The organism is Brachyspira innocens ATCC 29796 (genome assembly GCF_000384655.1).
Classification (GTDB): domain Bacteria; phylum Spirochaetota; class Brachyspiria; order Brachyspirales; family Brachyspiraceae; genus Brachyspira; species Brachyspira innocens.
Map to the genome: position 1 here is coordinate 1 of NZ_ARQI01000097.1, position 25,933 is coordinate 25,933.

The 25,933-nt window shown below is 29.1% G+C and carries 19 protein-coding genes; 1 reads left to right on the plus strand and 18 read right to left on the minus strand.

The features are described from left to right. Positions 1–447: 447 nt before the first annotated feature. Both F811_RS0104945 and F811_RS0104950 read right to left on the minus strand, forming a co-directional pair. Positions 448–2,052, minus strand: a complete 1,605-nt coding sequence (locus tag F811_RS0104945) for a peptide ABC transporter substrate-binding protein (protein ID WP_020004173.1) — start codon at positions 2,050–2,052, stop codon at positions 448–450. A gap of 379 nt (positions 2,053–2,431) precedes the next feature. Further along, positions 2,432–2,995 (minus strand): RNA 2'-phosphotransferase, encoded by a 564-nt coding sequence (locus F811_RS0104950; RefSeq protein ID WP_026364352.1) that lies wholly within the window; start codon positions 2,993–2,995, stop codon positions 2,432–2,434. 144 nt (positions 2,996–3,139) lie between these two features. Between F811_RS0104950 and F811_RS0104955 the strand changes: the two genes are divergently transcribed. Continuing rightward, the gene (locus F811_RS0104955; RefSeq protein ID WP_020004175.1) at positions 3,140–3,856 is read left to right on the plus strand and encodes a gamma-glutamyl-gamma-aminobutyrate hydrolase family protein; all 717 of its coding nucleotides are present in this window, start codon (positions 3,140–3,142) and stop codon (positions 3,854–3,856) included. Positions 3,857–4,194: 338 nt separating this feature from the next. On the opposite strand, the gene F811_RS0104960 is transcribed toward F811_RS0104955, so the two are convergent. The 16 genes from F811_RS0104960 to F811_RS0105035 all read right to left on the minus strand — a co-directional run bounded on the left by F811_RS0104960 (position 4,195) and on the right by F811_RS0105035 (position 25,931). Next, the gene (locus tag F811_RS0104960) at positions 4,195–7,290 is read right to left on the minus strand and encodes a DEAD/DEAH box helicase (protein ID WP_020004176.1); all 3,096 of its coding nucleotides are present in this window, start codon (positions 7,288–7,290) and stop codon (positions 4,195–4,197) included. A gap of 182 nt (positions 7,291–7,472) precedes the next feature. After that, positions 7,473–8,249: a patatin-like phospholipase family protein gene (locus tag F811_RS0104965; protein WP_020004177.1), complete on the minus strand. Its 777-nt coding sequence runs from the start codon at positions 8,247–8,249 to the stop codon at positions 7,473–7,475. Between the two features lie 16 nt (positions 8,250–8,265). Then, the gene (gene fliD, locus F811_RS0104970; protein WP_020004178.1) at positions 8,266–10,470 is read right to left on the minus strand and encodes a flagellar filament capping protein FliD; all 2,205 of its coding nucleotides are present in this window, start codon (positions 10,468–10,470) and stop codon (positions 8,266–8,268) included. A 555-nt stretch (positions 10,471–11,025) separates the two neighbouring features. Next, positions 11,026–11,514, minus strand: a complete 489-nt coding sequence (locus F811_RS0104975) for a peptidylprolyl isomerase (protein ID WP_020004179.1) — start codon at positions 11,512–11,514, stop codon at positions 11,026–11,028. 35 nt (positions 11,515–11,549) lie between these two features. Next, entirely contained in the window at positions 11,550–12,125 is a 576-nt protein-coding gene (locus F811_RS0104980; protein ID WP_020004180.1) for a peptidylprolyl isomerase, read from the minus strand. Positions 12,126–12,210: 85 nt separating this feature from the next. Further along, the gene (locus tag F811_RS0104985; RefSeq protein WP_020004181.1) at positions 12,211–13,704 is read right to left on the minus strand and encodes a LysM peptidoglycan-binding domain-containing protein; all 1,494 of its coding nucleotides are present in this window, start codon (positions 13,702–13,704) and stop codon (positions 12,211–12,213) included. A 62-nt stretch (positions 13,705–13,766) separates the two neighbouring features. Then, entirely contained in the window at positions 13,767–14,357 is a 591-nt protein-coding gene (locus F811_RS0104990) for a hypothetical protein (RefSeq protein WP_020004182.1), read from the minus strand. 181 nt (positions 14,358–14,538) lie between these two features. Beyond that, positions 14,539–15,015: an META domain-containing protein gene (locus tag F811_RS0104995; protein ID WP_020004183.1), complete on the minus strand. Its 477-nt coding sequence runs from the start codon at positions 15,013–15,015 to the stop codon at positions 14,539–14,541. A 161-nt stretch (positions 15,016–15,176) separates the two neighbouring features. Further along, on the minus strand, positions 15,177–15,614 hold the full coding sequence (locus tag F811_RS0105000; protein WP_020004184.1) for an ankyrin repeat domain-containing protein: 438 nt from the start codon (positions 15,612–15,614) through the stop codon (positions 15,177–15,179). Between the two features lie 529 nt (positions 15,615–16,143). Further along, positions 16,144–16,821: a hypothetical protein gene (locus F811_RS0105005; protein WP_020004185.1), complete on the minus strand. Its 678-nt coding sequence runs from the start codon at positions 16,819–16,821 to the stop codon at positions 16,144–16,146. A 12-nt stretch (positions 16,822–16,833) separates the two neighbouring features. Next, entirely contained in the window at positions 16,834–17,484 is a 651-nt protein-coding gene (locus tag F811_RS0105010; protein WP_020004186.1) for a hypothetical protein, read from the minus strand. 122 nt (positions 17,485–17,606) lie between these two features. Continuing rightward, a complete protein-coding gene (locus F811_RS0105015; RefSeq protein ID WP_020004187.1) occupies positions 17,607–17,810 on the minus strand; it encodes a hypothetical protein in 204 nt (67 codons plus the stop codon). 36 nt (positions 17,811–17,846) lie between these two features. Continuing rightward, positions 17,847–18,005, minus strand: coding sequence for a hypothetical protein (locus F811_RS16725; RefSeq protein WP_020004188.1), 159 nt, complete (start codon positions 18,003–18,005; stop codon positions 17,847–17,849). A 178-nt stretch (positions 18,006–18,183) separates the two neighbouring features. Next, positions 18,184–23,934, minus strand: coding sequence for an Ig-like domain-containing alpha-2-macroglobulin family protein (locus F811_RS0105025; protein WP_020004189.1), 5,751 nt, complete (start codon positions 23,932–23,934; stop codon positions 18,184–18,186). A gap of 174 nt (positions 23,935–24,108) precedes the next feature. Continuing rightward, complete coding sequence (hemH, locus tag F811_RS0105030) at positions 24,109–25,095, minus strand: ferrochelatase (protein WP_020004190.1); 987 nt, start codon at positions 25,093–25,095, stop codon at positions 24,109–24,111. Positions 25,096–25,355: 260 nt separating this feature from the next. Continuing rightward, positions 25,356–25,931: an ankyrin repeat domain-containing protein gene (locus tag F811_RS0105035; RefSeq protein WP_020004191.1), complete on the minus strand. Its 576-nt coding sequence runs from the start codon at positions 25,929–25,931 to the stop codon at positions 25,356–25,358. Positions 25,932–25,933: the final 2 nt, after the last annotated feature.

The window sequence follows — 25,933 nt, forward strand, 5'->3', positions numbered from 1 at the left end:
TTACTTTTGAACAAGCTGTTGAGAATAAAGCTAAAGCTGTTAAAACTAAAGCTATTTGTAAAATTTTTTTCATTTGTTTTACTCCTATTATTTTTTATTAATAAAAAGTTATATCTCGAGCTATAACCAATTATTTGAGAAATTAATTTTTTTGAATGCAATGCCAAAAGATGTATTGCTTTATATAATATAGAAAAAATATAAAAATATTTATTTATGAATAATAAAGAAATAACAAATAAATTATTGTTAGTTACTGTAGACTGTAGACTGTAGACTGTAGACTGTAGACTGTAGACTGTAGACTGTAGACTGTAGACTTGCCTTTAATATAAGAAATTGCTTTTAATATCATAGTAAATGAATTATACATTATACAATTAAAATGTCAATTAAATTTATATATAAATCATTAAAATATTGCATATTATTATTAACTATAATATTTTATTCTATATAAGCATTTCTAAAATCATATACAGAAAAAATATCGTATTTTACACCATGAAGTTTTTTACTTTGCATAACAGTAGCCTTATCATAGTATATTGGTATTATAGCCATATCCTCTTCTATAAGTATGCGTTCTGCATCATAAGCTGCTTTTATTCTTATATCTTCGTTAGCATTAGTCATAGCGATATCAACTAAATAATCATAAACTTCATTAGTATATCCGCCGTCATTACCAAGTCCTTCAAGCTGAAAAAGTCTTAAATATCCAGCTGCCTGATTATAAGCTACACTGGTACCAGCCTTAATCATTTGAAAACTTCCGTCTTTTATTGACTGCAAATATGATGTAGGCTCTTCATATCTTAATTTTAAATCTATACCTAAATTATTTTTATACATGTTTTGAATAGCTTCTGCTACAAATAAAGATGAAGGATTAGTAGTTGTGATTAATTCTATAATAGGGAATTTTTTTATATCACTGTATCCTGCATCTGAAAGAAGTTTTTTAGCATCTTCTATATTTTTCTGATAATCGCTTTCTTTTAGAGAAATATATTCTGGAGCATGCTCTCTGAAATCATTAGTACCTATTTTTACATTTATAGGCACAAATCCGTCAGCAGCAACTCTCCCTCCTCCTAAAACATTATTGACTATATAGTTTCTGTCTATTCCAAGTGCTAATGCCTTTCTAACCAAAGGATTAGTAAATGGTTTTCTTTTCAAGTTTACCATATAGTATGCAATAGATGTTATATCTGCTTCTCTTCCTATACCCTGCTCTATTAAAGAAGCCCTCTCATTTTCTGGAGCCTCTGGATAAAATAATATACTGTCTCCGTAAATTGCCGCAACTGCAGTATTTACATCTTCCAAAAACTCAAAAGTAATTTTTTGAGCCTTTACATTATCTTTATCCCAATAATAAGGATTTTTCTCCATAACTATTTTTATAGCCTCGTCATATTCCGTTATGATATAAGGACCATTTCCAATATAATGATCTTTGCTCAAAGCCCAATCCTCTCCGTAAGTTTCTATGATATCACTTCTCACAGGTGAAGCAATATCACTAGCCATAGCCTCTTCAAAATAAGGAAGCGGTATATCAAGTTCTATCTTCAAAGTATAATCATCTAATGCATATACTCCAAGCTCTTCTAAACTCTTTTCTCCTTTCATTATACTTTCTGCATTCTTTATTATATCAAACCCTAAAGAAAATGGAGAAGCTACTTTAGGGTCTATTAATCTTCTTAATGTATAAACAAAATCATTTGCTGTAACTTCTTTACCGTCTGACCATTTTGCATTATCTCTTAAATGAAATATATAAACAGTATTATTGCTCATAGCCTCCCAGCTTTCAGCAAGTGCAGGAATTATAGTACCGTCTTCATCTCTTTGAGTTAATGTTTCAAAAGCATGTGTTATATAAACTGCTGTATTTATGCCTTTGGCAAATGCTGGGTCTAAACTGCTTGGCATTCCTCCTACAGAAACTACTATACCTTCATTAGATGATTTATTACCAGAACATGACAATAAAAATATATTTGCAATAAAAATTATTATAAAAATATTCTTCTTCATAAATATTTATTCTCTTTTTTTATTAATATATATTTAATGATAAGTCAATATATAATTATGTCAACTATATTATGTTAATAAATAATATTATAATATATAATTAAAAACTTTACTTTAATCCCCGCCCTTTATAGTTTATAAATCAATTAAGAAAATTAAAGCATATTTATTTTTTGTATCTATTTAGAAAAAGAACACCCACCCAAGTTTTGTTTAACTCATAAGAACATCATTAACGCACGGTTAGCGGCACTATATTTACATAAAAAATTATGTTATTTTAATGCGTGCATAGTTTTTCAATCTATTTAACGTGCGTTGTGTAAGTGAAAAATATAAATAAAACCAATGTTTTTTGAATGCATTCTTATTAAAACTTCTATTCAATAATGCCCAAAATATATTTTGAATCTGCATAATCACAAAGCCAAACTTTATTTTCTGATAAATAAAACTTAATACCGTCTTCATACATTTGTTTAGCATTAATCTTTATTACAGCAGGCTTTCCATGACGCTCACCCACTTTTTTGGCAATATCTTCTGTTAATGATAAATGCACATGAAGTCTTTTCATTTTTTTAATACCATATTTTTTTATGCTATCTATATTATCAATGGAAGTACCATGAAATAAAATATCTGGAGGTTCTTTCTCTTCAAACTCTAAATCTACATCTATACTATGTCCTTGATTCGCCCTTATTAAAGTATGATTTTCATTAAAACTAAATCTCTTTTTATCATTATAAAGCACCACTCTCTCAAGTATATTTTTATCAATATTTTTTCCTTTTGATTTTATTTTCTCTATTAGTTCATAAACATTAGCCCATCCGTCTTTTGATAATTTAAGCCCTATATACTCTGGTCTGTGCCTCAATACCATACTTACAAACTTACTAATTTTTACTTCTTCTTTAGTTAATTTATCATTATTCAATTTATTATCTATCATTTTTATTTCCTAACATTTAATAAATAAAAGATAATATCAATCTAAAATTATGTCAACCATATTAATTATGCCTTGTAAAAAAATTATTTTGTTTTAATATATACCCCAAATATTTTTAAGGATTGAGTTATGGCTGTTATAGGTTTATCTGGAAATCTCTTATATGAAAATACTTCTATACCCAAAGCATTTGTTAATCGTTCATATGTTGATTCTGTTATAAGGTCAAAAGGAATACCTTTTTTGATGCCTATTACAGAAGATGAAGAAATAATAAAAAAAATGCCTGAAAATGTCGACGGTATTATCATGACTGGAGGTGTTGATGTTCACCCTTTTAGATTTAATGAAGAGCCTATAGAAAAAATCGGTACTATATCTGATGAAAGAGATGATTTTGATTTTAAATTGATGAAATATGCTGCTGAAATGAATAAACCAATACTTGGAATATGCCGAGGAATACAGGTTATAAATGTATATTTCGGAGGCACTTTAATACAGGATATACCCACTCAAAGAAATACAAATATACTTCACAGCCAAACTGCCGAATATCATGTAGCCACACATAAAATACAAATAGTGAAAGACAGTATTATTTATGATATGCTTGGTGAGAGTTCAGAAGTTAATAGCTTTCATCATCAGGCTATAGACAAATTAGCTAAAGACTTCAAAGTAACAGCAACTGCAAAGGACGGAATAGTCGAAGCTATAGAATACAAGAAAAAAGATTCTTTTATTTTAGGAGTACAATGGCACCCAGAATTAATGAGTGCTAAAAGTGTAAAAATGCAGAATCTTTTTGATATGTTTGTAGAAGTTTGCAGGTCAAGAAAATAATAGTAAAAAAATAATTTTTATATTAGACTTGTTTCAAAACTAATTTTATTTATAATTGTTGGGACTAGCCCATCGCTCTGCGAGCATTCATAAGCGAAAGGTTATATTTCAGGCTAAATTTAATAATTTATTCTACATGTAAAACATGGTTATTACTATTTAGTATTATTTTTAGATTTTCACTTTCGCGAAGCGTGCCTTTGGCAGCAGCTTTGACGAAGTCCGCCTGCGACCGAAGGAAGTACTGTTAAGTATGGTGTACGGCTGGCTTCGCCAAAAGTTGAGTAAAAAAATTGACAAACTTAAAAATTTTTAGTATTAAAAAATTTTTAACTAAATTAATTAATAAGATTTTTTACTTCGTCCCAGCTTAATTTATTTATGTCGCCCATAGAGTCCCCTACAACAGTATCAATTAGTACTCGCTTTTTATTTTGAAGTTCAAGTATCTTCTCTTCTATAGTGCCTCTTGTGATGAGCTTATAATTAGTTACAACGCGTTTTTGTCCTATTCTGTACGCTCTGTCAGTAGCTTGATCTTCTACAGCTGGATTCCACCATAAATCATAATGCATAACAGTATCCGCCTGAGTTAAAGTAAGTCCAGTACCTGCTGCTTTTAAGCTTAGTAAAAATACAGGTGCTTCTCCTGCATTAAATCTATGAACTAAATCCATTCTGTCTTTTGTAGCACCGTCCAAATAAAAATAATCTATACCTAATTTTTTGAAAGCACTACGCATAAGATTAAGCATTCTGGTAAATGAACTAAATACCAATACACTATGCCCGCCTGAAATAGCCTCTCTTATCATCTCTATAAACATGTTAAACTTACCGCTTGTATGACTCTCACCTCTCAAATCATCATGCATAAGTCTAGGGTGGCAGCAAACCTGTCTTAATCTTGTTAATGCTGAAAATATTTCTATATGCGACTGAGCAAAACCTTTACGTTTAACCGTTTCAAATATTTCTATTCTAGCAGCCTCAAGTATAGACATATAAAGTTCTTTTTGGTCTTTGGTTAAATCGCAGTAGCTTACAACAGTATGTTTAGGAGGCAAATCTGTAAGTACATCAGTTTTTAATCTTCTTAATATAAAAGGAGCTATTCTTGTCTTTAAATTATCCAAAGCCTCACTTGAACTGTCTAACCCTGCAAGTATAGGAGCCTCATAATCTTCAACAAAATCTTTATGCTTACCCAAAAATCCCGGCATAAGAAAATCAAACATAGACCACATCTCGCTTATACTGTTTTCTATAGGCGTACCGCTTAGAGCAAGTCTTTTTAATGATTTTAAACTTTTAACCATTTTGGCATTCTGAGTATTGGCATTTTTTATATGCTGTGCCTCATCTAGTATAAGATAGTTAAACTCATTCTCACTCAATGCTTTTACATCGCGTCTTAATGTAGAATATGATATTACAGCAACATCATAATTACTTACCGCTTTTATTTTTTTCATTCTTGTTTTTAAATTGCCTGATAATACTATTACTTCAAGAGAAGGAGCAAATTTTTTAATCTCACATTCCCAGTTTGCAACGCATGAAGTAGGAGCAACAACCAAAGAAGTAAGTTTATTTCCATTTTCTTTTTCCTTTAGTATTGCAGCTATAGTTTGAAAACTCTTACCAAGCCCCATATCATCAGCAAGTATTCCATTTAATGACATATCAGCCAACTTTCTAAGCCATTTATACCCTACTAATTGATAACTTCTAAAATCTCCTACTATAGTTTTTGGAGGCGTTTCATCATAATCTACCCTTTTTATATTTGCTATTGTGTCTATTGCATTATCGTCCAAGTCAAGCTCTATTCCGCTGTGTTTTTCAAGCATATCAGCAAAATAAGGAGCACTAAACATAGGAAGCAAGTATCTGTTATCCTCTTTTTGTTCTATAGGATTTTCTTTAAACATCTTGGCAATATAATCTATTACTTCCAAATCTATAGGTACAAACGAACCGTTTTGAAGTCTTATATATTCTTTATTTTCTACTTTTACAGCCCTTACAATATCCGATAAATCATGAAGCTCTTTAACACCTTCAAAAGAAAAATTAATCTCAAAAAAGTTAATATCTTTAGTTAAAGAAACTCTCATTTTAAGAGGCTTCACATTCAATTTTAATGATTTAAAAGATTCACTATAATAGCAAGTCCAACCTCTATCCTGAAGTGCTGGAAGTATTTTGTAGCATAAATAAAATATCTTCTCATCATCTGATGTGGCAAAAGTATAATCTCCTACTTTCTCCAAATATTTTGATAATGTCCTACAGAAATATTCTTCTTTTTCAGTATCTCTATAAATCTCTGTAACTTCATTATCAAACATATTGCTGCTTGTAAACTTACCAGAATAAGGGTCAACAGTAAAAGAACCATATTTAAATTTAATAGTTGAAAATACATTAGTGCCGTCATAATCCAAAAATACCAATGCCTGAGCTGGAAAAGCTAATATATCATTTTCTCTAATATCTTCTGGAAGCTCTATATTATCAAAGTCTTTTTTTAAATTTGGAAGTACTCTTGAACAGAAATCTTTTATATAATCTTTTTTTACTATTATGCTGTCTTTAAAAATATTCTTTTTTATTTTAGGGTATGATGGATTAGTTTCATAAAAAATATCTTTATAAAGTATAAAACCGCAGTTCTCTCCGAATGTATATACTCTATTTAAATCAACATCTTTAATGCTCAAATTAAGCACTAAATCTTTTTCTTCATTGTAATAGCTTTCTAACTGTAAGTTTAAAATTTCATCGCTGAATGTTATAACTCTGCTTTCAAGCCTTATATTTGGCACATCTTTTAATAATAGCAAGCATTGATATGCATTGTAGTCCTTAAACCATAATTTGCCGTTTTCCTGTATTTGTTTAGCCTCAGCATACAAATTATTTAGAAATCTTATTAATTTAGCCTCTGATTTACTAAAATCTTCAAGCTCTATAGTTTTTTCAATATCTTCTATGTTCTGCTTATCTCCAATAACGCATGAAAATAAAAAACTCTCAAGCTCCCCTACTCTGTACTCTTTTTTATTTTCTAAATCTATTAATTTTAAAGAAAGTCCTAATGTTCTTTCGTTATTGTTATCTCCCCTCACAGATAAAAGTACAGAAAGGCTGTAATATTCTCTGTAAAGATTATCTCTGTAATTATCCATTAAAGGAGATCTTGTATAATAAAGCCAATTCTTACGCGAAGGATCTATTATTTGAGAGTTTTCCTCTTTTTTATTTCTATCTATTCTTTTATTATCGCTTTCTGTGATAACAACACTGTTTGCTATAGTTTTGATAGAAGCCTTTGCAAGCTCATCATTTTCTTTTGCATTTGCATTGAGATTTAAAAAAGGATTATCATTTTCCTTAATTTTCTTTTTAGACTTACCCCTAGTGTTCATTCCCATAACCTTACTATATTTTTACACATCATTTTTAATGGCTTTTATGATAATAGAATTATTAATAAAAGTCAATATTTTTAATGTATAAAAAAACATGATTTTTGTAAATATGTAAAAAGCAATAGTTTAAAATATATTATGATAACTAAATTATGTTAATTAAAGAAAAAATAGTATTTTTATACATTATTTTTTGATGCCATAAATGATAAATACTCTTTTGCATCATTGTACCCCTGCTCTATTCTTCTTGAAGCACCTTCAGGAGAGAAATCTAAAACCCCATTAAAAAAATTACCTAAGTTTTTTGAAGGATATATTTCATACACATTAATATTATCTTTTCTCTTAACATGTTTTCTCTTATCCAAATGAACAACTATAATATCCGTACAGTCTTCATAATCATATAATGGAGATATCGGACAGTCATCTGTATAATAACCGTCAAGATAAAATCTATCATCAATTTTTTCTGTAGGAAATACAGCTATAAGTGCAGAAGTAGCAAGAAGTATTTTTTTTATTCTTTCATTAGAGCTGCCATTTAGCTTAAAATATTTAGGCTTTATAAAAAAAGGAGCTTTATACTCTGAGCATGAAGCATATATATTAAAATGATAATTAGAAATAAGATTAAGGTCTATATACTTATCTATAATTTCAAGCAGCCCTTCTCTTGAAAATATACCAAATAGAGAAGATTTATTAATTTTAAAATACTCTTTAAGTTTTTTTGCTGTAAGTATTTTAGTTTTTATCTCTTCTTTCCATACTTTTTCAGCCATATTGTAATTGTTCATAGCGAAAAGACATGAGTTCAAAGCCCCTACAGAATCCCCAGAAATAGCAGACACTTTATCATATATACCAGATTCTATTAAATATTTCCAAACACCTATATGATAAGCACCTCTTCCGCCGCCGCCGCCAAGTACAAGCCCCAATTTTTTCATAACATATAATTACAGATTAATTTCCGCCCGCATTCTGATTGAGAGAAGATTCAAGTCTTTTTCTCTCTCTTTCAGCCTGCTGCAATTCACCTTGCATTTTATAATAGGAAGCAAGTCTTTGCTGTCTGTATTCTTCTATTCTGTCTTTCTCATCATCCATTCTTTTTTTATTGTCTTCCATACGATTTCTTGTCATCATGATACTGTTTTCAACAATACCTCTTGTTTGAGAATAAGGCGTTACAAAATCGCTCATAGTATAAGCAACTCCAGTATCAGGTATGTCATCTCCAGTTATATCATTAGAGAATAGTTCTTCTATTCCGTCCATCTGAGTTTCTATTTTATTCATAAACTTCTCTTCATCAACCTGCAAGAAACCTTTTTTTACTTTAGACCATTCCTCTCCTGCATTTCCTCTGTTTATACCTATTTGGTCAAGAAGTGCAAGTTCTTCTCCATATTCTGTTTCATAAGAATCAGCAACAATCATTCTTATACGCTGAGATATAGTACTTACAAGAGTATTTCCGCTGAATACTCCTACATAATATAGTTTTTTCTTCAAAGCAGAATCTGACATCTCTGGATTATATTCTACACCCAAAGTAGTAGCCAAATCTATAAGCTCCGTTCTGTTCATATTTTCAATACCATCTCTTATATCTCTGCTTAGAGGTCTTTGAGTGGTATCATTCAAAAGGTCTATAACATCATTATAAGCACTTATAAAGTTTACTATTCCGTCAACTACCTTTTCTTTATCAACTTCAATAGTAGTAGCAAATGCTTCAGGTGTAACTTTTTTAGCTGTTATATTAAGTCCATTTACTACATCATTAAACTCATTAGTATCACTTAATACATCAACGCCATCGATTGAAGCTCTGGCATCAGTTGCTTCAGATATTAGATAATTAGGAGCATCTTCCTCTCTTCCCATATCCTCTATAAGCAAATCTTTATAAAATACATTGTATCCTGCATTTTTATTTATTAAAACAACCTCTGTTATAACATCTCCCTCTTCAAACTGGCCGCCTATAGGTATATTAAGTCTCTGCCAAGATGAACTTATAGTAGGCAAAGCAAAGAATTTTTCTACTTCATCTCCTGCCTTATTAATATATTTTACTCCTATAATTTCAGCATTAAATCCAGTAGCGTCTATTGGTTCTGGGGCTTCTGCTTCTACTCCCTCTTTGGCTTTACGCTCTGCTTCTAAAGCCTCTTTATATTTTTTTATATCTTCAAATGTTCTTGAACTGTCTGCAGGAGATAACCCTTCTCCGTATAGTTCAACATCTTTATATATTACACTGTCTATTTTGTTAAAAGTTACACCAGTATCTGGAATAGATAAATCCACTGTAGGAGGCATAATAGGAGGCTCTTCTGCATCGTCTAATGAATCTGAAACTCTCGCTGTTATTGATAAAGTAATATTTTCATTAGCCTCTGCCTCTCTATGTAAAGGAAGTGATAATTTATTTTCGCCCTGAAGAACTATAAAGTCATTTTTTACCATATAGTTTGTAGTTAAATTATCAGATTCATCTTCCCATTTGCTTAAAAGCTCTTGATTAAATATATGACCTAAATATCTGTAAGGTCTTCTTGTAAACATATTAAGTTCCTTTAATATGCCAGCATCATCGCTTACAACTTCAACTATGTTTTTGGAGCCTGTTTTTACCAAATCCATAGTAAGAACCTGTAAAGTTCTTGACTTTTGAGTTATTGTGGTTTTTATTTTTTTACCAAAGGCTTTATCCATAGCTTTTTGCAAATTTACCAAGCTTCCGCCTGCAAAATCTATAGTAGTTTCCTCTTCCCCTATTTTTAATACTATTTTACCAGCAGGCAAAGTATCCGACATATTAAATGCTTTTGAAGAAAATTTCTGACTGGCTGCTATATCTCTAATAGCTATATCATATGTTGTTGTATTAGCAAGTCTGTTTGCTGTAACTGTAAAATAATCTGGTATACCGTCTCCAGTACCAACAAAATTTCTAAAAGGAGAACGAAAACCATATAGCTCTTTTGAAGCTGTAGAAAGAGTATCCAATCTGGCTTTCAAATCTTCATATGCTGAAATTTCTCTTTGATAATCTTTAGCATTATCAGCCAAATTGGAAAGTGTGGTACTTCTCTTATTAACTTCAGCTTCTACTGCATTTTGATATACTTCATCAAGAAAAGCTCCTGTTGTTGCCATATAAACATCTCTCCTTAAAATATATTCTATTAAATAAAACTAAAATTTCAATATTTATGTAAAAATAAATCTATTTTTTAATTTTCGGAAATATTTAAAAAATTGATAACATTATTTATTTTTTATAAATATTAATTTTTATCATATAGTAAGAATTTTTAAGTTTGTAAAAAATTAGTTTCTATATTTTTATTATTTTTGGCACTAACCAAACCGCTCTGTATAATTCTAAACAAAGCCCCAGATATAAAAATTATAAATATTATTTTAAATTATTTCATATAATAATACAATTATATACATGTGAAAAACTACAGTATATATTCTAACATATATTATCAGCACATAAATAATAATTATACTTTTCTATAAGCCTATACGAAATATAAAAACTCTGGCAAAGACCGAAGAGCATATACTGCAAAAAAGCTGATAATACATTTACAAAAATACAGAAATTAACAATTTGTAAATCATAAAATATAATAAAAAAGACGAAGCATATAACAAATAATATACTTCGTCTTTATTTTTAGATAAAACTTTATAAGAAAATTATTCTACTTCTTTAACATAAACTTTATTCATAGTAGAGTTTTCCAAAGGATTATCATTATGATCTCTTTTTAGAGAAACTATCTTATCAGCAACGTCCATTCCATTAACAACATTTCCCCAAATTGTATACTGACCGTCCAAATGAGGAGAATCAGCAACACAAATGAAAAATTGAGAACCAGCACTGTCTGGATGCTGACTTCTAGCCATAGAACATATTCCTCTTTTATGATGTTGATTACTAAACTCAGCAGGAATATTAAATCCAGGACCTCCAGTACCATGCAAATGTCTCTTTGTAGCATCTTTGCTTACAGGATCTCCTCCCTGTATCATAAATCTAGGTATTACTCTGTGAAATCTAATTCCATCATAAAAACCTTCTTTAGCAAGCTTTTTTATAGCTTCTACATGCTTTGGTGCTAATTTTTCGTAGAATTCTATTTCTATAGTACCATAATCTGTTTCTATAAATAAATGTTCCATTACACTTTCCTTTACTAAAAAAATTATAAAAAATATTAATTAACTGTTTTTACATATACTCTGTTCATTCTAGCAGGTTCTATAGGGTTATCATTAGCATCTCTTTTTAAAGCTGCTATCTTATCAGCAACGTCCATTCCGCTTACAACTTCTCCCCAAACTGTATACTGACCATCTAAAAATGTGCTGTCAGCTACACAAATAAAGAATTGAGAACCAGCACTATTAATGCTCTGACTTCTAGCCATAGAGCATATTCCTCTTCTATGAGAAACATCATTAAACTCAGCAGGTATAACAAAATTAGGACCTCCAGTGCCATGCAAAGCTCTGTTAGGCTGTTTGCTCAAAGGATCTCCGCCCTGAATCATAAAACCCGGTATAACTCTGTGAAAAAGAGTACCATTATAAAAACCTTCATTAGCAAGCTTTTTTATAGCTTCTACATGTTTTGGTGCTTTATCTGGAAAGAAAGCTATTTCTATAGTACCAAAATCTGTTTCAATAAATAAATGTTCTTTTGAAGTTTTAGGTTTCTGTGCTATAAGTACAGCTCCAAATACTGTAATACAAACAAGTGAAATAAGAATAATTTTTAACTTTTTACCCAAAATATGTACCTCTTAATTTATTTTTTACTATTAAACAATTAACCAATCATAGTGATTAATAGTAATTTTTTATATCATTTTTTTATTAATTTTCGGCAGTATTATCTATTTGTTCATCTATAACTGAATTTTCTGTTTCTTCTGCTTGTTCCTGAACATCTTCTTCATCCTCTACAACAATTTCACCTTCTTTAACAGCTGCTCTCTCTTCTGCTGTTATAGTATCTTCTTCTGCCATATCTTCATTTGCTGTTTCTTCTGTCATTTCCTCTTCTGTTACAACTTCTTCATCAGCTGTAACATTTTCATCTGCTGTCATAGTTTCTTCTTCTGCTATTTCTTCATCTACTGCTACATTCTCACCTGTTGTTTCATTTTCTACTGCAGTTTCTTCATTGGCAGTTGTTTCAGGAGTTCTCTGATTATTAGTAGAGAAGTTTTTTATGCTGCTGTAAGTTTGATTTGAGTCATAAGTACCTTCTCTAAGTTCACCTTTAAGGCTTGGTATAGTTAATACTTGTCCTGCTCTTATCACAGAAGGGTCTTTAATTTTATCCTTATTAGCTTCATATATTTTTTTCCATAAATTACCATTACCATATATAAAGTCATAAGAAGCTATACGCCATAAAGAGTCAGTATTAGTTTTTCTTGCCTGAACTGTATAATATTTAGGGAAAGCTCCGTCTGTTACTACAACAATCTCTTCATTATTATCGCCTGAAACACCCATTGAATTTACTAAACTAATAACATTTTTTGAATGCATTAAAGATTCTGAATAATTATTAGCTATCAAACTTTCTCCTGCTGAAGATAAAGATTTTGAAGCTTCATTATACATATTAGGTTTGCTTTCATTATAACCGTCTTTTTTAGCTTTATCCATAGCTTCCTGAGCTTTTGCGTATTCTAAAGGAGCTTCTAATCTGTCAAGTATACTCATAGCGTCTCTTGATTTTGTTAGAGAGTTTGTATAATCATTACTTGCTAATAAGTTTGCAGATTCATCTCTTAAGTTAGTTATTTGAGTATCATTAGCATCTCCGTTAGTTAATACTGATTCGCTGATTAAATATTCTCTTCTCAAATCTATGGCAAGTACATTATAACCTAATTCTGATTTTTCAGCAGATTTATTATATTCAAGCATAGTATTTGTATAATCTGTACTGTTAGTAGCAGAATCAAACATGTTATTTGCTGAATTAATATCATTAACTGATAAATTGTATAAGTTCATAGTAAGTTCATTAGTATCTCCGCCTACACCTTTAAATAGACTTAATTTTCTTTCAGCATCTCTTTGACTGTTTAATACATATTCATAAACGCCGTATCTGGATATAATTTTATCAGAATATTCTTTACTTTGTCTTGAATATTCTATACTTTGATTATAATCTCCAGCCTCATGTGCTTCTAAAGCCATTTCTCTGTATCTCTGTGCCAATTTATAATCATCGCTTTCCTTTATAGATAAAGGCAAATCAGCTGGAAGTTCTGGCGGAAGTACCAATTCTTCCTGAGCATATAATAGACATGATAAAGTAATAAATAAAAATAGTCCTCTTTTCATTTTATAAACTCCAAAATATTTTATAAAATATAAGTTATAATAAAAATAAATATTATTGTTTTTTATTTAGCAGATGTTTTCTCCAATTCATCAACTTGTTTAATTTTTTCTGATGCCTCTTTTATTCCTTTTACACTTTCATCATATCTTATTTTAGTTGTAAAGTATGCTTTATGATGATATTTTTTAGCATTTAAAAAACAGCTTACAGCACCTTCATAATCATTAGTGCTTAAAGCTGATAAGGCATTTATATAGTTAAGTTCAGCAAACTCATAATTATCTTTATCTACTCTATAGGCTTTTATTTCTTTAGAATAAACTCTCTCCAAAGATGTTTCTTCTTTTAATACTTCTGCATACTGAGGCAAACCTTCATTAAGCACTGTTTGATAACTATTTGATGCAGTAGTAAGAAGTTCTTTTACTTTTTCAGGTTCTTTATTTTCATCTATAAGAATTACAGCCTCTGAAAAATTTGCTTCAGCTATATCAAACTGTTCTTTGGAATAGTTCTGCAAATCATACCTAATAGCTTTCTCTCTTAAAGTAGAGGCATCTTTATATTCTTTTAGAGGCATAGTTTCTGAACAGGATATTACAAAAACTAAACTAAATAATAATGTTGTAGAAATATATTTTTTTAACTGCATAATTACTCCAAAATATTTTTCATAAGAAAAAACTATAATATACTTTTATATTATACTACTAACTGTAAAAGTCAATACTTACTTAAAAATTTATATTATTATAATAAAACTATTTTTTATTTAAAATAAAAAAGCAGGATAATAATGAAATATTACCCTGCCAATTCGGTTTCAATAATTATTAATTGTTAGTGTCAGCAGTAGGAACTGTTCCTTTAAAAGTATAAACCAAATTTGTACCTGAAGCTGTAGTTATAGTTAATACATCTCCATTTAAAGAAATAGTATTTGCTCCGTTTAATATTTGTAAATACTCATTTTCTACAGCCATATCTTCTTCAGGTCCTGCCATTTTAGTAGAAGCTAAGGCAGTTAATGTGATTTTTTCTCCGTCTAAAGAGAATTCTGTAGTATAGCTATTAACAGCTGATTTTCCGCCTAACATATTAGCTGCTGGAAAAGCTATAGTAACTTCTTTTCCTTCATACATGTTAGTAAGAGAAAATTCTTTACCTACTAAATCATCAACTGTAATTACAGCTGCTGTTATAGCTGTATCAGTAGGTGCATTAGATGATGTATCAGTTTTATTTCCTGAACATGATACTGCAAATATTGTTCCCATACCTGCGAGAACTAGTGATAATAATTTTTTCATTCTATTTTCCCCAAAATTAAAATTTTAGAAAACATTATAATATAATTAAATTTAATTATCAATGTTATAAATAGTAATAATTATAAAAACTATTAATATTTTTTTAATAATTATTATTTTTTTATAAAAACGCTTAAATAATTAATTAAAATCAATAATATTTATCTTGCTCCTGCATTCTTTAATATTGACACTATTTCCTTATGATTTCTTTCAGAGGCATAATTTAATGCACTCTTACCATATTTATCTTTAATATTAATATCAGCACCAGCATTTACTAATATACGTACTATTTCTACATGACCTCTGGAAGAAGCTCTGCTCAATGCTGTTCTGTTTCTAACATTCCCTACATTAAGATTAACTTTTTTATCAACTAAAAGCTGAACTACTTCTGTTAATCCCTCTTCTGAAGCCTCTATTAATGGAGTTTCTCCCATTCTGTCTTTGCTATTGATATCAGCTCCTGAGTTTATTAATTCTATCGCTTTTTTTACATCTCTTCGCTCTAAAGCCTCCATTAATGGTGAAGCATATTGTTTTGCAAATAAACATACACTAAACATCATCATAATAAAAATAAATATGTTTCTCATAAAAAATCTCCAATTATAAAATAATTATACTCTTAAAAACAGTATAACAAAAAAACAATAATTGTCAATTTTTTGTAAATAAATACATATTAATTTTACAATTTTAAAAATAATAAAACTTATAAAAAATACTCTGCTATACTTGTTTCAAAAGACTTGACAATATTATGTATAAAATTATCTAGTTTTTAAAATTATAAATATTATGTTTTATATATAGTATAAACTGTTATTTTAGTATATAAACATGCAGTCTTTCGCTACCGATACCACAGGGGACTTCGTCGGCACACAGAGCGTCGGCAAAATAAATTGGTGTACAGCATGACTGTGTGCTTGCAATGATAGTCCATGCAACTATAAATAAAATTAATTTTGAAACAAGTCTTTTGTATTTTATATTTGAATATTTACAAATAAAAAGCAATGCATCTAAAAATACATTGCCTTTATAAAAATTATAAAGCATTTTTAAGTTAATTACTTCAATTATTTAATAATTTTAAACTTGATTATAAATTAATCAATATTATCTAGTTTTATAAGTTGCATATCCATTTATTCTATTAATTCTTGAATATTCATCATATGTATTTAAAACTAAATCCGCCATATTCAACATATATTCTACATAATAATTCTGTAAACATTTTTGTATATATTCATTTTTATTGTTTTTTAAATTTATGAGCTTTTTAGCACTATTTAGTATAATATCTTCAAATTCTTTATTATACACTCCTCTCCAATCTATTAGATAATATTTTAAATTTACCTGAAGTTCAGCACATAAAATAGAAATATAGTATGGTAAAAAACCTTTTTTATACATACTTTTAGGATCATTATTATTTTTAGACATTACAAAAAGCATAGCCTTCATAGAATCAGACATGTTTTTATAATCATTATAATTATAACGTATATTTTTAGTATATACGAATTTAGATATTTCATAAAAATATTCCATATAATCAAACTCATAACCAGTAGACCAGTCAAATACTCTTAATTTTGGTTTGTTCATAATTGTTTCTAATGATAAAATAGTATCAAAATAACATACATCAAATTCAGAATAATTTCCTGATTTCATAGTATCTTTTCCAGCAGGTCCTATAACAAGATGCGTATATTCTTTTAACTGAGCAAAAACCATACTATTAATAAAACTAATAAAAATAAAAATAATTATAATTCTATTCATAAAAATCCTCCATTATCTGGTAACATATAAATAGGTACGACTTAGTTGTATTATATTATTATGAGTAATTGCATCTTGAACTACAATTTCAAATAATTCAGTTGTATGTTTATAAAACTGATTATTCTCTTCTTCATATGATATATCATTATATTTTTTAGTATTTTCTATAGCTTTTAATACTTGTTCAGATGTAAAAACTTTTTTCTGATCACATGCTGCATTCTTTATTGCTACCATTGCCATTAATCTTGACAGCACACAAGGTATAAAACTATATCCTGCTCTATATATTTCTTCTTTTGTATTATGTTTAAACATAAAATTTAATGCATCTTCTAAAGCGTAATATATGGTTAAAGGATCATAAAGAGGATTATCATATTTATCAAATAAATAAAATTCAACATTATTATCTGAAATGATATCTTGTAAAGTTGAATATTCAAATAAATATTCTGCTTTATTTGTAATATTTTCTTCTATTTCTTCACCAAATTTTAACCTCGCTACATATTCTTCATCTATTCCAGTAAAACTATATTGTTCTAAAAATGCTTGAGCTTTTGGACCTAATTTATATAGTCTTTTAGTAGGCAATTGAGCAAAACCTATATGTATAGTAATAAACATCAATATTATGATATATAATATATTTTTCATTTTAATTCTCCTATTTATTTTATAATTAATCTTATCAAGTAGTTTTGAAATAAATATGATATAAATGCAATGTACCAAAGTTAAGTAAATTGCATTTATAAAAATTAAAAATAATATTTGTATTAATTACTTCCATATCCTCTTTCTTTCAATAAAGAAGCTATAGCCATCTTTTTAGCCCCAGATGCCCTTGCAAATTCTCTTTTTAATCTTTCATCATCGTATGAAGAATATTCCATCTTGTATTTATTAAAATCATCATTAAAGTTTTTTACTTGTTTACCAACAAATTTAGCACCTGATTTAACCATATCAAAAAAGCCCATAATTTCCCCCTTTTTTTTGAATAAATTTTAAACGGTTTACCTTACACTTAAAATTTTTATATCTTTTACAAATGGATATCTGCTTTCAACTTGTTTTATTGCAGAATAATCACTTTCTGCTTTAACGCTTACAGTCATTCCGTTCCAACCCTTTCCATCTTTAGAATACTTAAAACTAATATTATATGTTTTCATTTTTTGCACCTCTTAAAATAATTATATTTACATTAATTATAGACTAAAAAAAAAAAAACAAGTATTTTTATATAAAAAATATATTTTTTATATAAAAATAAAGATTATCAATAAAAAAGGCGATACCTTAAAAAAGATACCGCCCTTTAAATTTTATTCTAACAATTTAATTATTAAATTATTTAGCCTCAATTATTACTTTATACTGTCCGTCATAACCAAATACTTCTGGATTATACATCTCTTCAGCTTTAGTAGCAGGAAGCAAATATTCACCAGGAGTAGCTGCTCTAACTACATATTTGTATACATGCTCTCCCTTATCAAGAATATCGGCAAATAATAATATTTTGTCACTATAGTTTTCAGTATGATTAAATCCGCCCCACCAGCTTGTACCTTGATTGCCGGTAATGTTTTTAACTTCAATGCTTTCTGTAGCAAATGAAGAGTTTAATATTCTCATACCAGAAGCAATAGGAGTGTCAACTACTACAAAATGTCTCTCATAAGGAACTGTAACTTTTACTACAACAACATATTCCTCACCTTGTTTGAATTTATCTTTTGTAAGGTCTAATACTTTACCGTCTTTAGTTTGATACTCTCTAACAACTTTTATTCCAGCATCTCTATTAACAGCTAAGTCACGAGGTGCATAAGTAAGTCTTACGCCGTAATAAAGTCTGCCATCTCCGTTTCTTTTAATACTTGCTAAAGCACTTCTAGTATTTAAATTGCTTAATCTGTCATTCATAAACTCATCTAAAGCATAATTTTTTGTTAGGCTAGGCTGAGTTCTTGAACTAAATGTTTCTGCAAGTAAAGTTTGTCCCTGATATATAAACTCTGCTTTGAAATTAGGACTAACATTTTCGTATTTTTTATAATACATATTCATAGCAGCAAATACTGAAACATTATCCTGAGTATTTAAATATCTGCCGTTTTTTCTTGACTGAACAATCCAGCGAACCACTTTTTCATTAATAGCATTATCATATCCTGTTTCTATTAATGCATATAAAGCTACAGAAGTATCTCTTACTGATGAAGAGTGTATCCAATAAAGATTAGCGTATCTTCCTTCAAGTTCATAATGAGCAGTAGTAGGGTCTTCTTTAATAGTATTGAGTATATACTGTCTTACATTAGTAAATGCATTATTGTCATATTTATTATAGTACATAGCCCTCATTAATTGAACCTGTCCGTAGAAAGGAATATTATTAACTTGTGGGTATATTCTGTCTATTATAGCTTTTACATCATTAGCGTTGTATCCGCCCTCAGCAAGAACTGCAGCAATATAAGCTATAGAAGATAAATTAATATATTCATCATTCCAGAAGCTAGGTTTTTCAGCATTTCCGCTTTTAGCATAATTGTTTATATATTCTAATGCCAACTGTAAAGAGTTTTCATCAATAGCGTATCCCTCTTTTTTAGCCTTAATCATAGCATCAGCAGCATAAGCAGTAAGCCATGGTGATATCCAAGTTTTGCTAGGCCAGTATGAGAACCCTCCATTAAGACTTTGATATGTTGGCATAGTTTTCAAGAAATCAGTTACTGTTTTATCTAATTCTGATTCTGGTATATCAGTAAGTTTCATGTCTACTAATAATCTTTTGCTTGTTATTATAGGATAAACTCTTGATAACTGCTGCTCTAAACAAAGATAAGGATAATTAATAAGATAATTAATTCCTCCAGAAAGTTCACTAAATGCACTAGGAGACATATAAACTTCCAAACTTCCAGCACCTCTATACGCTTCTGTAATATTAGGTACTCTTATCATCAAATCAGTATTGTTGTTTGTAGTGCTTGAGAATACTGCAACTGACTCTGTAGTCATAGGTACATTAACCTCAAATGATTTCTCTACAGCATCAGTATATTCTCCGCCTTTAGCAAGTATAGTAACTTTAGCCTCTCCTCTGTTTGTAGCTATAATATCAAATCTTACATCAGCATTTCCGCCTTTAGGAACTGTTATTTTTTGTACATCATTTTCTATCATAGCATTAGAAGCAACAGCCTGAACTTCTATTTCTAAATCTTTATCAGAATAGTTATAAACTAATGTACCAGCTTTTAATTTATCTTCAACATAGGCAAACTCTGGAAGTGTAGGCATAAGCATAATATTTTTCTTAACTACAACAACATCATCAGAAGCCCCGAAATAACCATCTTTGTTTATAGCAGAAGCCATTATTCTAAATGATGTAATATTGTCTGGTAAATTAAATGTAACTGTAGCTTTACCCTCAGCATCAGTTTTTACTCTTCCTTGATAGAAAGCAGTAGTAAGGAAATTTTTTCTTATGCTGAATACGTCCATACCCATAGCTTCAGCTTTAGCCATAAGTGAAGCATTAGCTCTCATACCGTCTCCGCCCGGTGTATCTCCTTTTTCTCCATAGTTACGCTGACCTATCAAATGTATTCTTGTATCGGCACTTGCTACACTCAAAGGTCTTTTTCCGTAGAATGTATTAAACCAATTAGGAGTTTTGTATCCTATTAAATTTAATACTCCCACATCAACAACACTTAACATTATCTCTGTTTCCATAGGTTTGCTTTCTTTTGTTTCAACATATAAATCAACTGTCATCTCATCACGAGGCTCTAAGCTGTCAGCAGATTTTGTTATTTTTACATTAAGCTCTTTTTCACGCGGAGAAACTGAAAGTCCTGCATAACCTATTTTAAATGACGGCTTACCTTCATCAGTTGCATAATTAGTATAAGCTTCATTTTCAACTCTCCCTTTAACAAGTGAAACACCTACATAAACATTAGGCAAATATTCTGGTTTTATAGGTACTTCTATTAAAGCAGTGGAGCCTTCTATATTTGTTACAAAAGAATCTATTACATATTCTCTTTCAACTGTTACCAAAGCAGTAGCAGATTCATAAGGAGATTTTACCATTATTCTAGCTGTTTCATAAGGCTGATACTCTTCTTTTTCTGTTATAAGCTCCAGCAAATCATCATCAAACATAGCCCAAGGAGCATAATCTTTACCTATAACATACATATATTCATCAGAAGCAACTTCTCTGTTTTTAGAATCTTTTGCTCTTGCTAATACTATATAAAGTCCGGAGTTTGTAGGAGTAAAACTAAAAGATACAGGATCTTTAGCTGTTGTAACTGTAGTAGTTTCAACAACATCATCAATCTGTTTAGATTCCCATTCAAATCTTCCGCCTGTTATAGCCTTTCTTACAGATTCCCAATGTCTTCTTATAACTTGTACTTCTATTTTTTTACCTTCAAGTCTGTTGCCTTCTGGGTCTGCTGCTATAAACTCTAATTGTGTAGGTTTATCAGTTTCCAAGAAATATCCTTGTCTTTTTATACCTATATAATAATCGCTTCCATGAACTAATACACTTTTAGTTGTGCTTACTCTCTGAGAATCCTCACCTGATACAGTTGATTCTATAGTAACATAAGCTGCATGTATTGAACGGCTTGCATCTACAGTAGGAGCATAAGCATATTCTCCTTTTTCATCTAATGAAGCTGTACCGTTTGCTATCATAGAATAATAATTGTTATAATACTCATCTTCAAACCAGCTTAATTTTGTAAATCTGAATCCTGCATTATTAGGCGGAGTAAAGAAAGTTTCATTCATAGATATATTATAATCTACCTGATTAGATATCATAGGCTCGCCGAATAAATACCAGCCAGACATTTTTATAGGCATAGTATCGCCTAAATAATAATTTTTATCTTCAACCCATAATCTGCTCTCATATTCTAAAGGTTTAAACTCTTCTACTCTGAAACTTTGTGATAAACTGTATGAGGTATTTTCCTCTCTGTCATTATTAGACTCGCTTTTAAACTCAGCATTTACATTATAATAACCTGTAGGAGCATCGGCTGGAAGTGTGAAATCTATCAAATAAGAACCATATTCATTTAAAGTAATTGTTCCTTTATGTATCTCTTCACCTCTTGAATTGTTTATTGTAAATGTTCCGTTTTTTAAATCACTAGGTATTTGCCAGCTGCCTATTCTATTTTCTCTTATAACACCTTTTATATGTACCTCTTCTCCTGCTTTATAAATACCTCTTTCTGTAAACATAGAGCCGTTATAATCTTTAGTAGGAGGAGCATCATTATAACTTATATCCATTCTCCAAGGTGAAACACCTGTACCCCAGTCGCTATTTATAAAAGATACATCATCTCCTTTTGTAACTATAGCCCATTGTCTTGGTGATGACCATCTGCTTACTCTGTTTATACCTAAAGCTCTGAATCCTTTAGTAGTAGCTATTCCATTTTCATCAGTAGTAGCTTTTTCTAATACTCTGTTAAAGTCATCTCTTATTTCTACTTGAGCTCCTTCAATAGGCATTCCTGTTTTTAAATCTGTTACAAATATTGTATTTGAATCTCCTGAGAATTTTCCTGTTACTCCCATAGATGTAATTTGTATTTGTGAAGATGATGAATAATCATACTGACTTTGATATCCAGTCTTACTTTTAAACTCTATTGATAAAAGTCCGTATTGTTTATTATTCATATAGTTTGTTAAATAAAGTGCTGTTGTGATGTATCTGTTTCTTTCAACATCTGGAGTGTACTCTGTAGTGTTATTATATCCCAATAAGTTTTTATATTGGTTTGTATAATTTCTAAACTCTGCACTTTCATCATATCTGTATACTTCTTTATTTACAAATAAAAATGGTATGATATTTTCTTTATCAACATATCTGCTTTGTATATTAATAGTATTAGGGTTCATTACCTGTACTGGAAGTTTTATTCCTTCATAAGATTCTACAACTCCCATTCCAGAAGGTATAGAAAGGCTTGGATTATAGTCTGTAACATTTAATGTAATGTTTTGTTCTTTTCCTAAAGTTTGTCCGTAAGCATCTTTAAGACTTCCGTTTATTTTTATATTGTATGTAACATTAGGATTAAACCTTAAAGAATAAAGTGAAAAACTTTTAGAGCTCCAAGAGTTTTGCTGTATATCTTCTTCTGTAGGAAGCTGAATTGCTGGAGTTATTTCAATATTTCTTATCAAATCCGCCCATTCAACTCTTGTAGAGAAATTAATTCTAGGAGCTTCTGGAGAATATGACGCTGTTACCGTTTGTTCACTATCTCCATTAAAATAGAATTCATCATGTGTAGAAAAAGTAAAACTGTCATTATCTGCAGTTCCCAAATTTCCATTAATAGCAGCAAGCCCTTCTTCTATATGTACTGTTATTTTATCATTCTTATCCAAAACAGTTTTAGGCTTTATAACTAGTACTTGTTCAAGTTCGTATTCATTAGTTTCCCATTCTCTTAAATCTTCCAACCTTGCATATCTAACATCAAAGTCTATATTTCTGTAAGTATTGCTTGAAATTAATTCTATATTTTCTTTGGCACTTTCAAGATATATAGGCATATTATAATAAACAACTATATTTACATCAGTAGCCAAATCTGACTGTCTGTCATAAGGAGAACTTTTCTGCATTATAGGTCTTAAAGTATTAAAACTCCAAGTATAATCATTTTCTAATACTTCTCCTGTAAGTTCGCTTTTTATTCCTTTTTTAAGTGTAACTTCAATAGCTGTATTATCAGGCAAAGGCTCACTAGGATAAAAAGCTAAAGTATTAATAGAAAGCCATCTATAAGTACCTTTAACATCTACATTAAAACTGAAATATTCATTAGTTACTTCTTTTATAGACTGCAAAGCAACCATCTGCTGATTGAATGTCACAGTTATTGCTTCATAGTTATATCTGCTAGTATTTTCTCCTATTGGACTTGTTCTATCAATAGCAACAGCAGCAAACATACTTACCCCCATTATAAATAACATAATAGCAGCATAATAAATAGTTTTCAATTTTAACATATTTAACATAAACTTCTCCAACAAACTATATTTTTGATTTTATAAAGTTATATCATATATAATTTAAAAGTAAACTATAAAAGTAAAAATATTTTATACTTGTTGTATTATAATATTTTTTATTTACTATAAAATTACATATTATTATATAAAACTAAAAAAATATAAAAAAGTGCTATGTTATTAAATAATTTTATCATACATATTAACTTCTTTGTTAATATTTGATAATTCAATAATAGTCTTGGCAAAAGATGTGCTGTCATTTAAACAAGGACATAATATAAAATCTTTAATATTGTATTTATTAATAGCCTCTTTTCTGTATTCTATATCTATCTCATAAATTGTCTCGGAATTGTCTATAGTAAATGCCAAAGGGTATATTATCAATTTTTCACCGCTGTATTTTTTTACCATGTCTATTGTAGTAGGAGAAAGCCATTCTAATTTTCCTATTTTTGACTGATAAGAAAGTACAATATCTTTAAAATGTAATCCTTCTTTATAAAGTTTATCTTTTAGTATTTCTGCATTGCAATGGCATTCATATTTATAAGGATCTCCTTTATCAATATGTATTTTTGGTATAGAATGTGCTGAAAATATTAATATGTATTCTTCACTGTTTTTATATTTTATACTTTCTTTTATTAATTTCACTACAGCATTATTATAATTATCATCATAATAATATCTATCAACTATATTAATTTTTGCTTTATATTTTAATTTCTTCATAACTTTATAAATACTTTCTAATGATGATTTTACAGTAACTTCTGAATACTGCGGATACATACTGAATAATGTAATTTCTCTAACATTATTATATTTTAATTCTTTTAATACATTATAAGCTGAAGGATTACTATAATTCATTACATATTTATAATCTTTTGAACTGTCCAATTTATTAAGTTTATTGACTAGTTTTTCTGTATATTCATTTATTGGAGATTTCCCGCCTATTGCTTCATAGTGTTTTATTACATTTGGTTTAATCTTATTTACTATCTTTTTTGCTATAATGCTTCTCATAAAACTATTTTTTATGTTTAATATATGATAATCATTAAACATATTGATTAAAAATGTATCTACTTCTTTTATGCTATTAGCCCCTCCCATATTAAAAAGTATAACTGTTTCTTTTTTATCACTGTTCATAATATATCATTATTAATAATAATTATTAATTAATAATAATATATATTTAATCATTAGTCAAATTTAAAATAAGATTTTTATTAATTATTATTGATAAGATAAAAGATTTTTATAAAGATGATGTAAATACTTATAATTTAAATACATTTACATATAAATACAAGTATATTTTATAAATATAATATTTACTTTTTCTTTAATATTAGAAAGTATAATTATTTCTTTTACTTTTATTATTTGTATATTAAAAAAATAAAAAGTTATTTAGAGATAGTTTTTAAATAATCTGCTGCTTCTTTCTGCTCTTTACGAATAGCAAACTCCAAAGCCCTTTCTCCGTCTTTATTTTTATGCTCTATATCTGCCCCATTTTCTATTAAAAGCTTCATAGTATCAATATCTCCAATTCCAGAGGCAAACATCAAAGGTGTTACAAGTTTGAAATTTTTAGCATTAACATCAGCACCAGCCTCAACTAATGCTTTTATTATATCATATTCTTTTGTGAGAGAAGCATAAAGAAGAGCTGAAAATAAAGGCTTATCTCTTAAATTAACATCAGCACCAGAATCTATTAAATATATTGCAATATCTTTCTGCTTTTCTGCACAGGCAAACATCAATGCAGTTATACCAGTTTTGCTTCTTGCATTGATATTAGCACCTTCTTCTACTAAAAGTTTGGCTATATCAAAATAACCTTTCTTAGCACATATCATAAGCAATGTAAACTTAGTCTCTTCATCTCTAGCATCAGATAAACTACTGTCAGATTCCAAACATTTTTTCACATTATAGAAATCATTATTTTTTACATACTCAACTATATCAGACATTT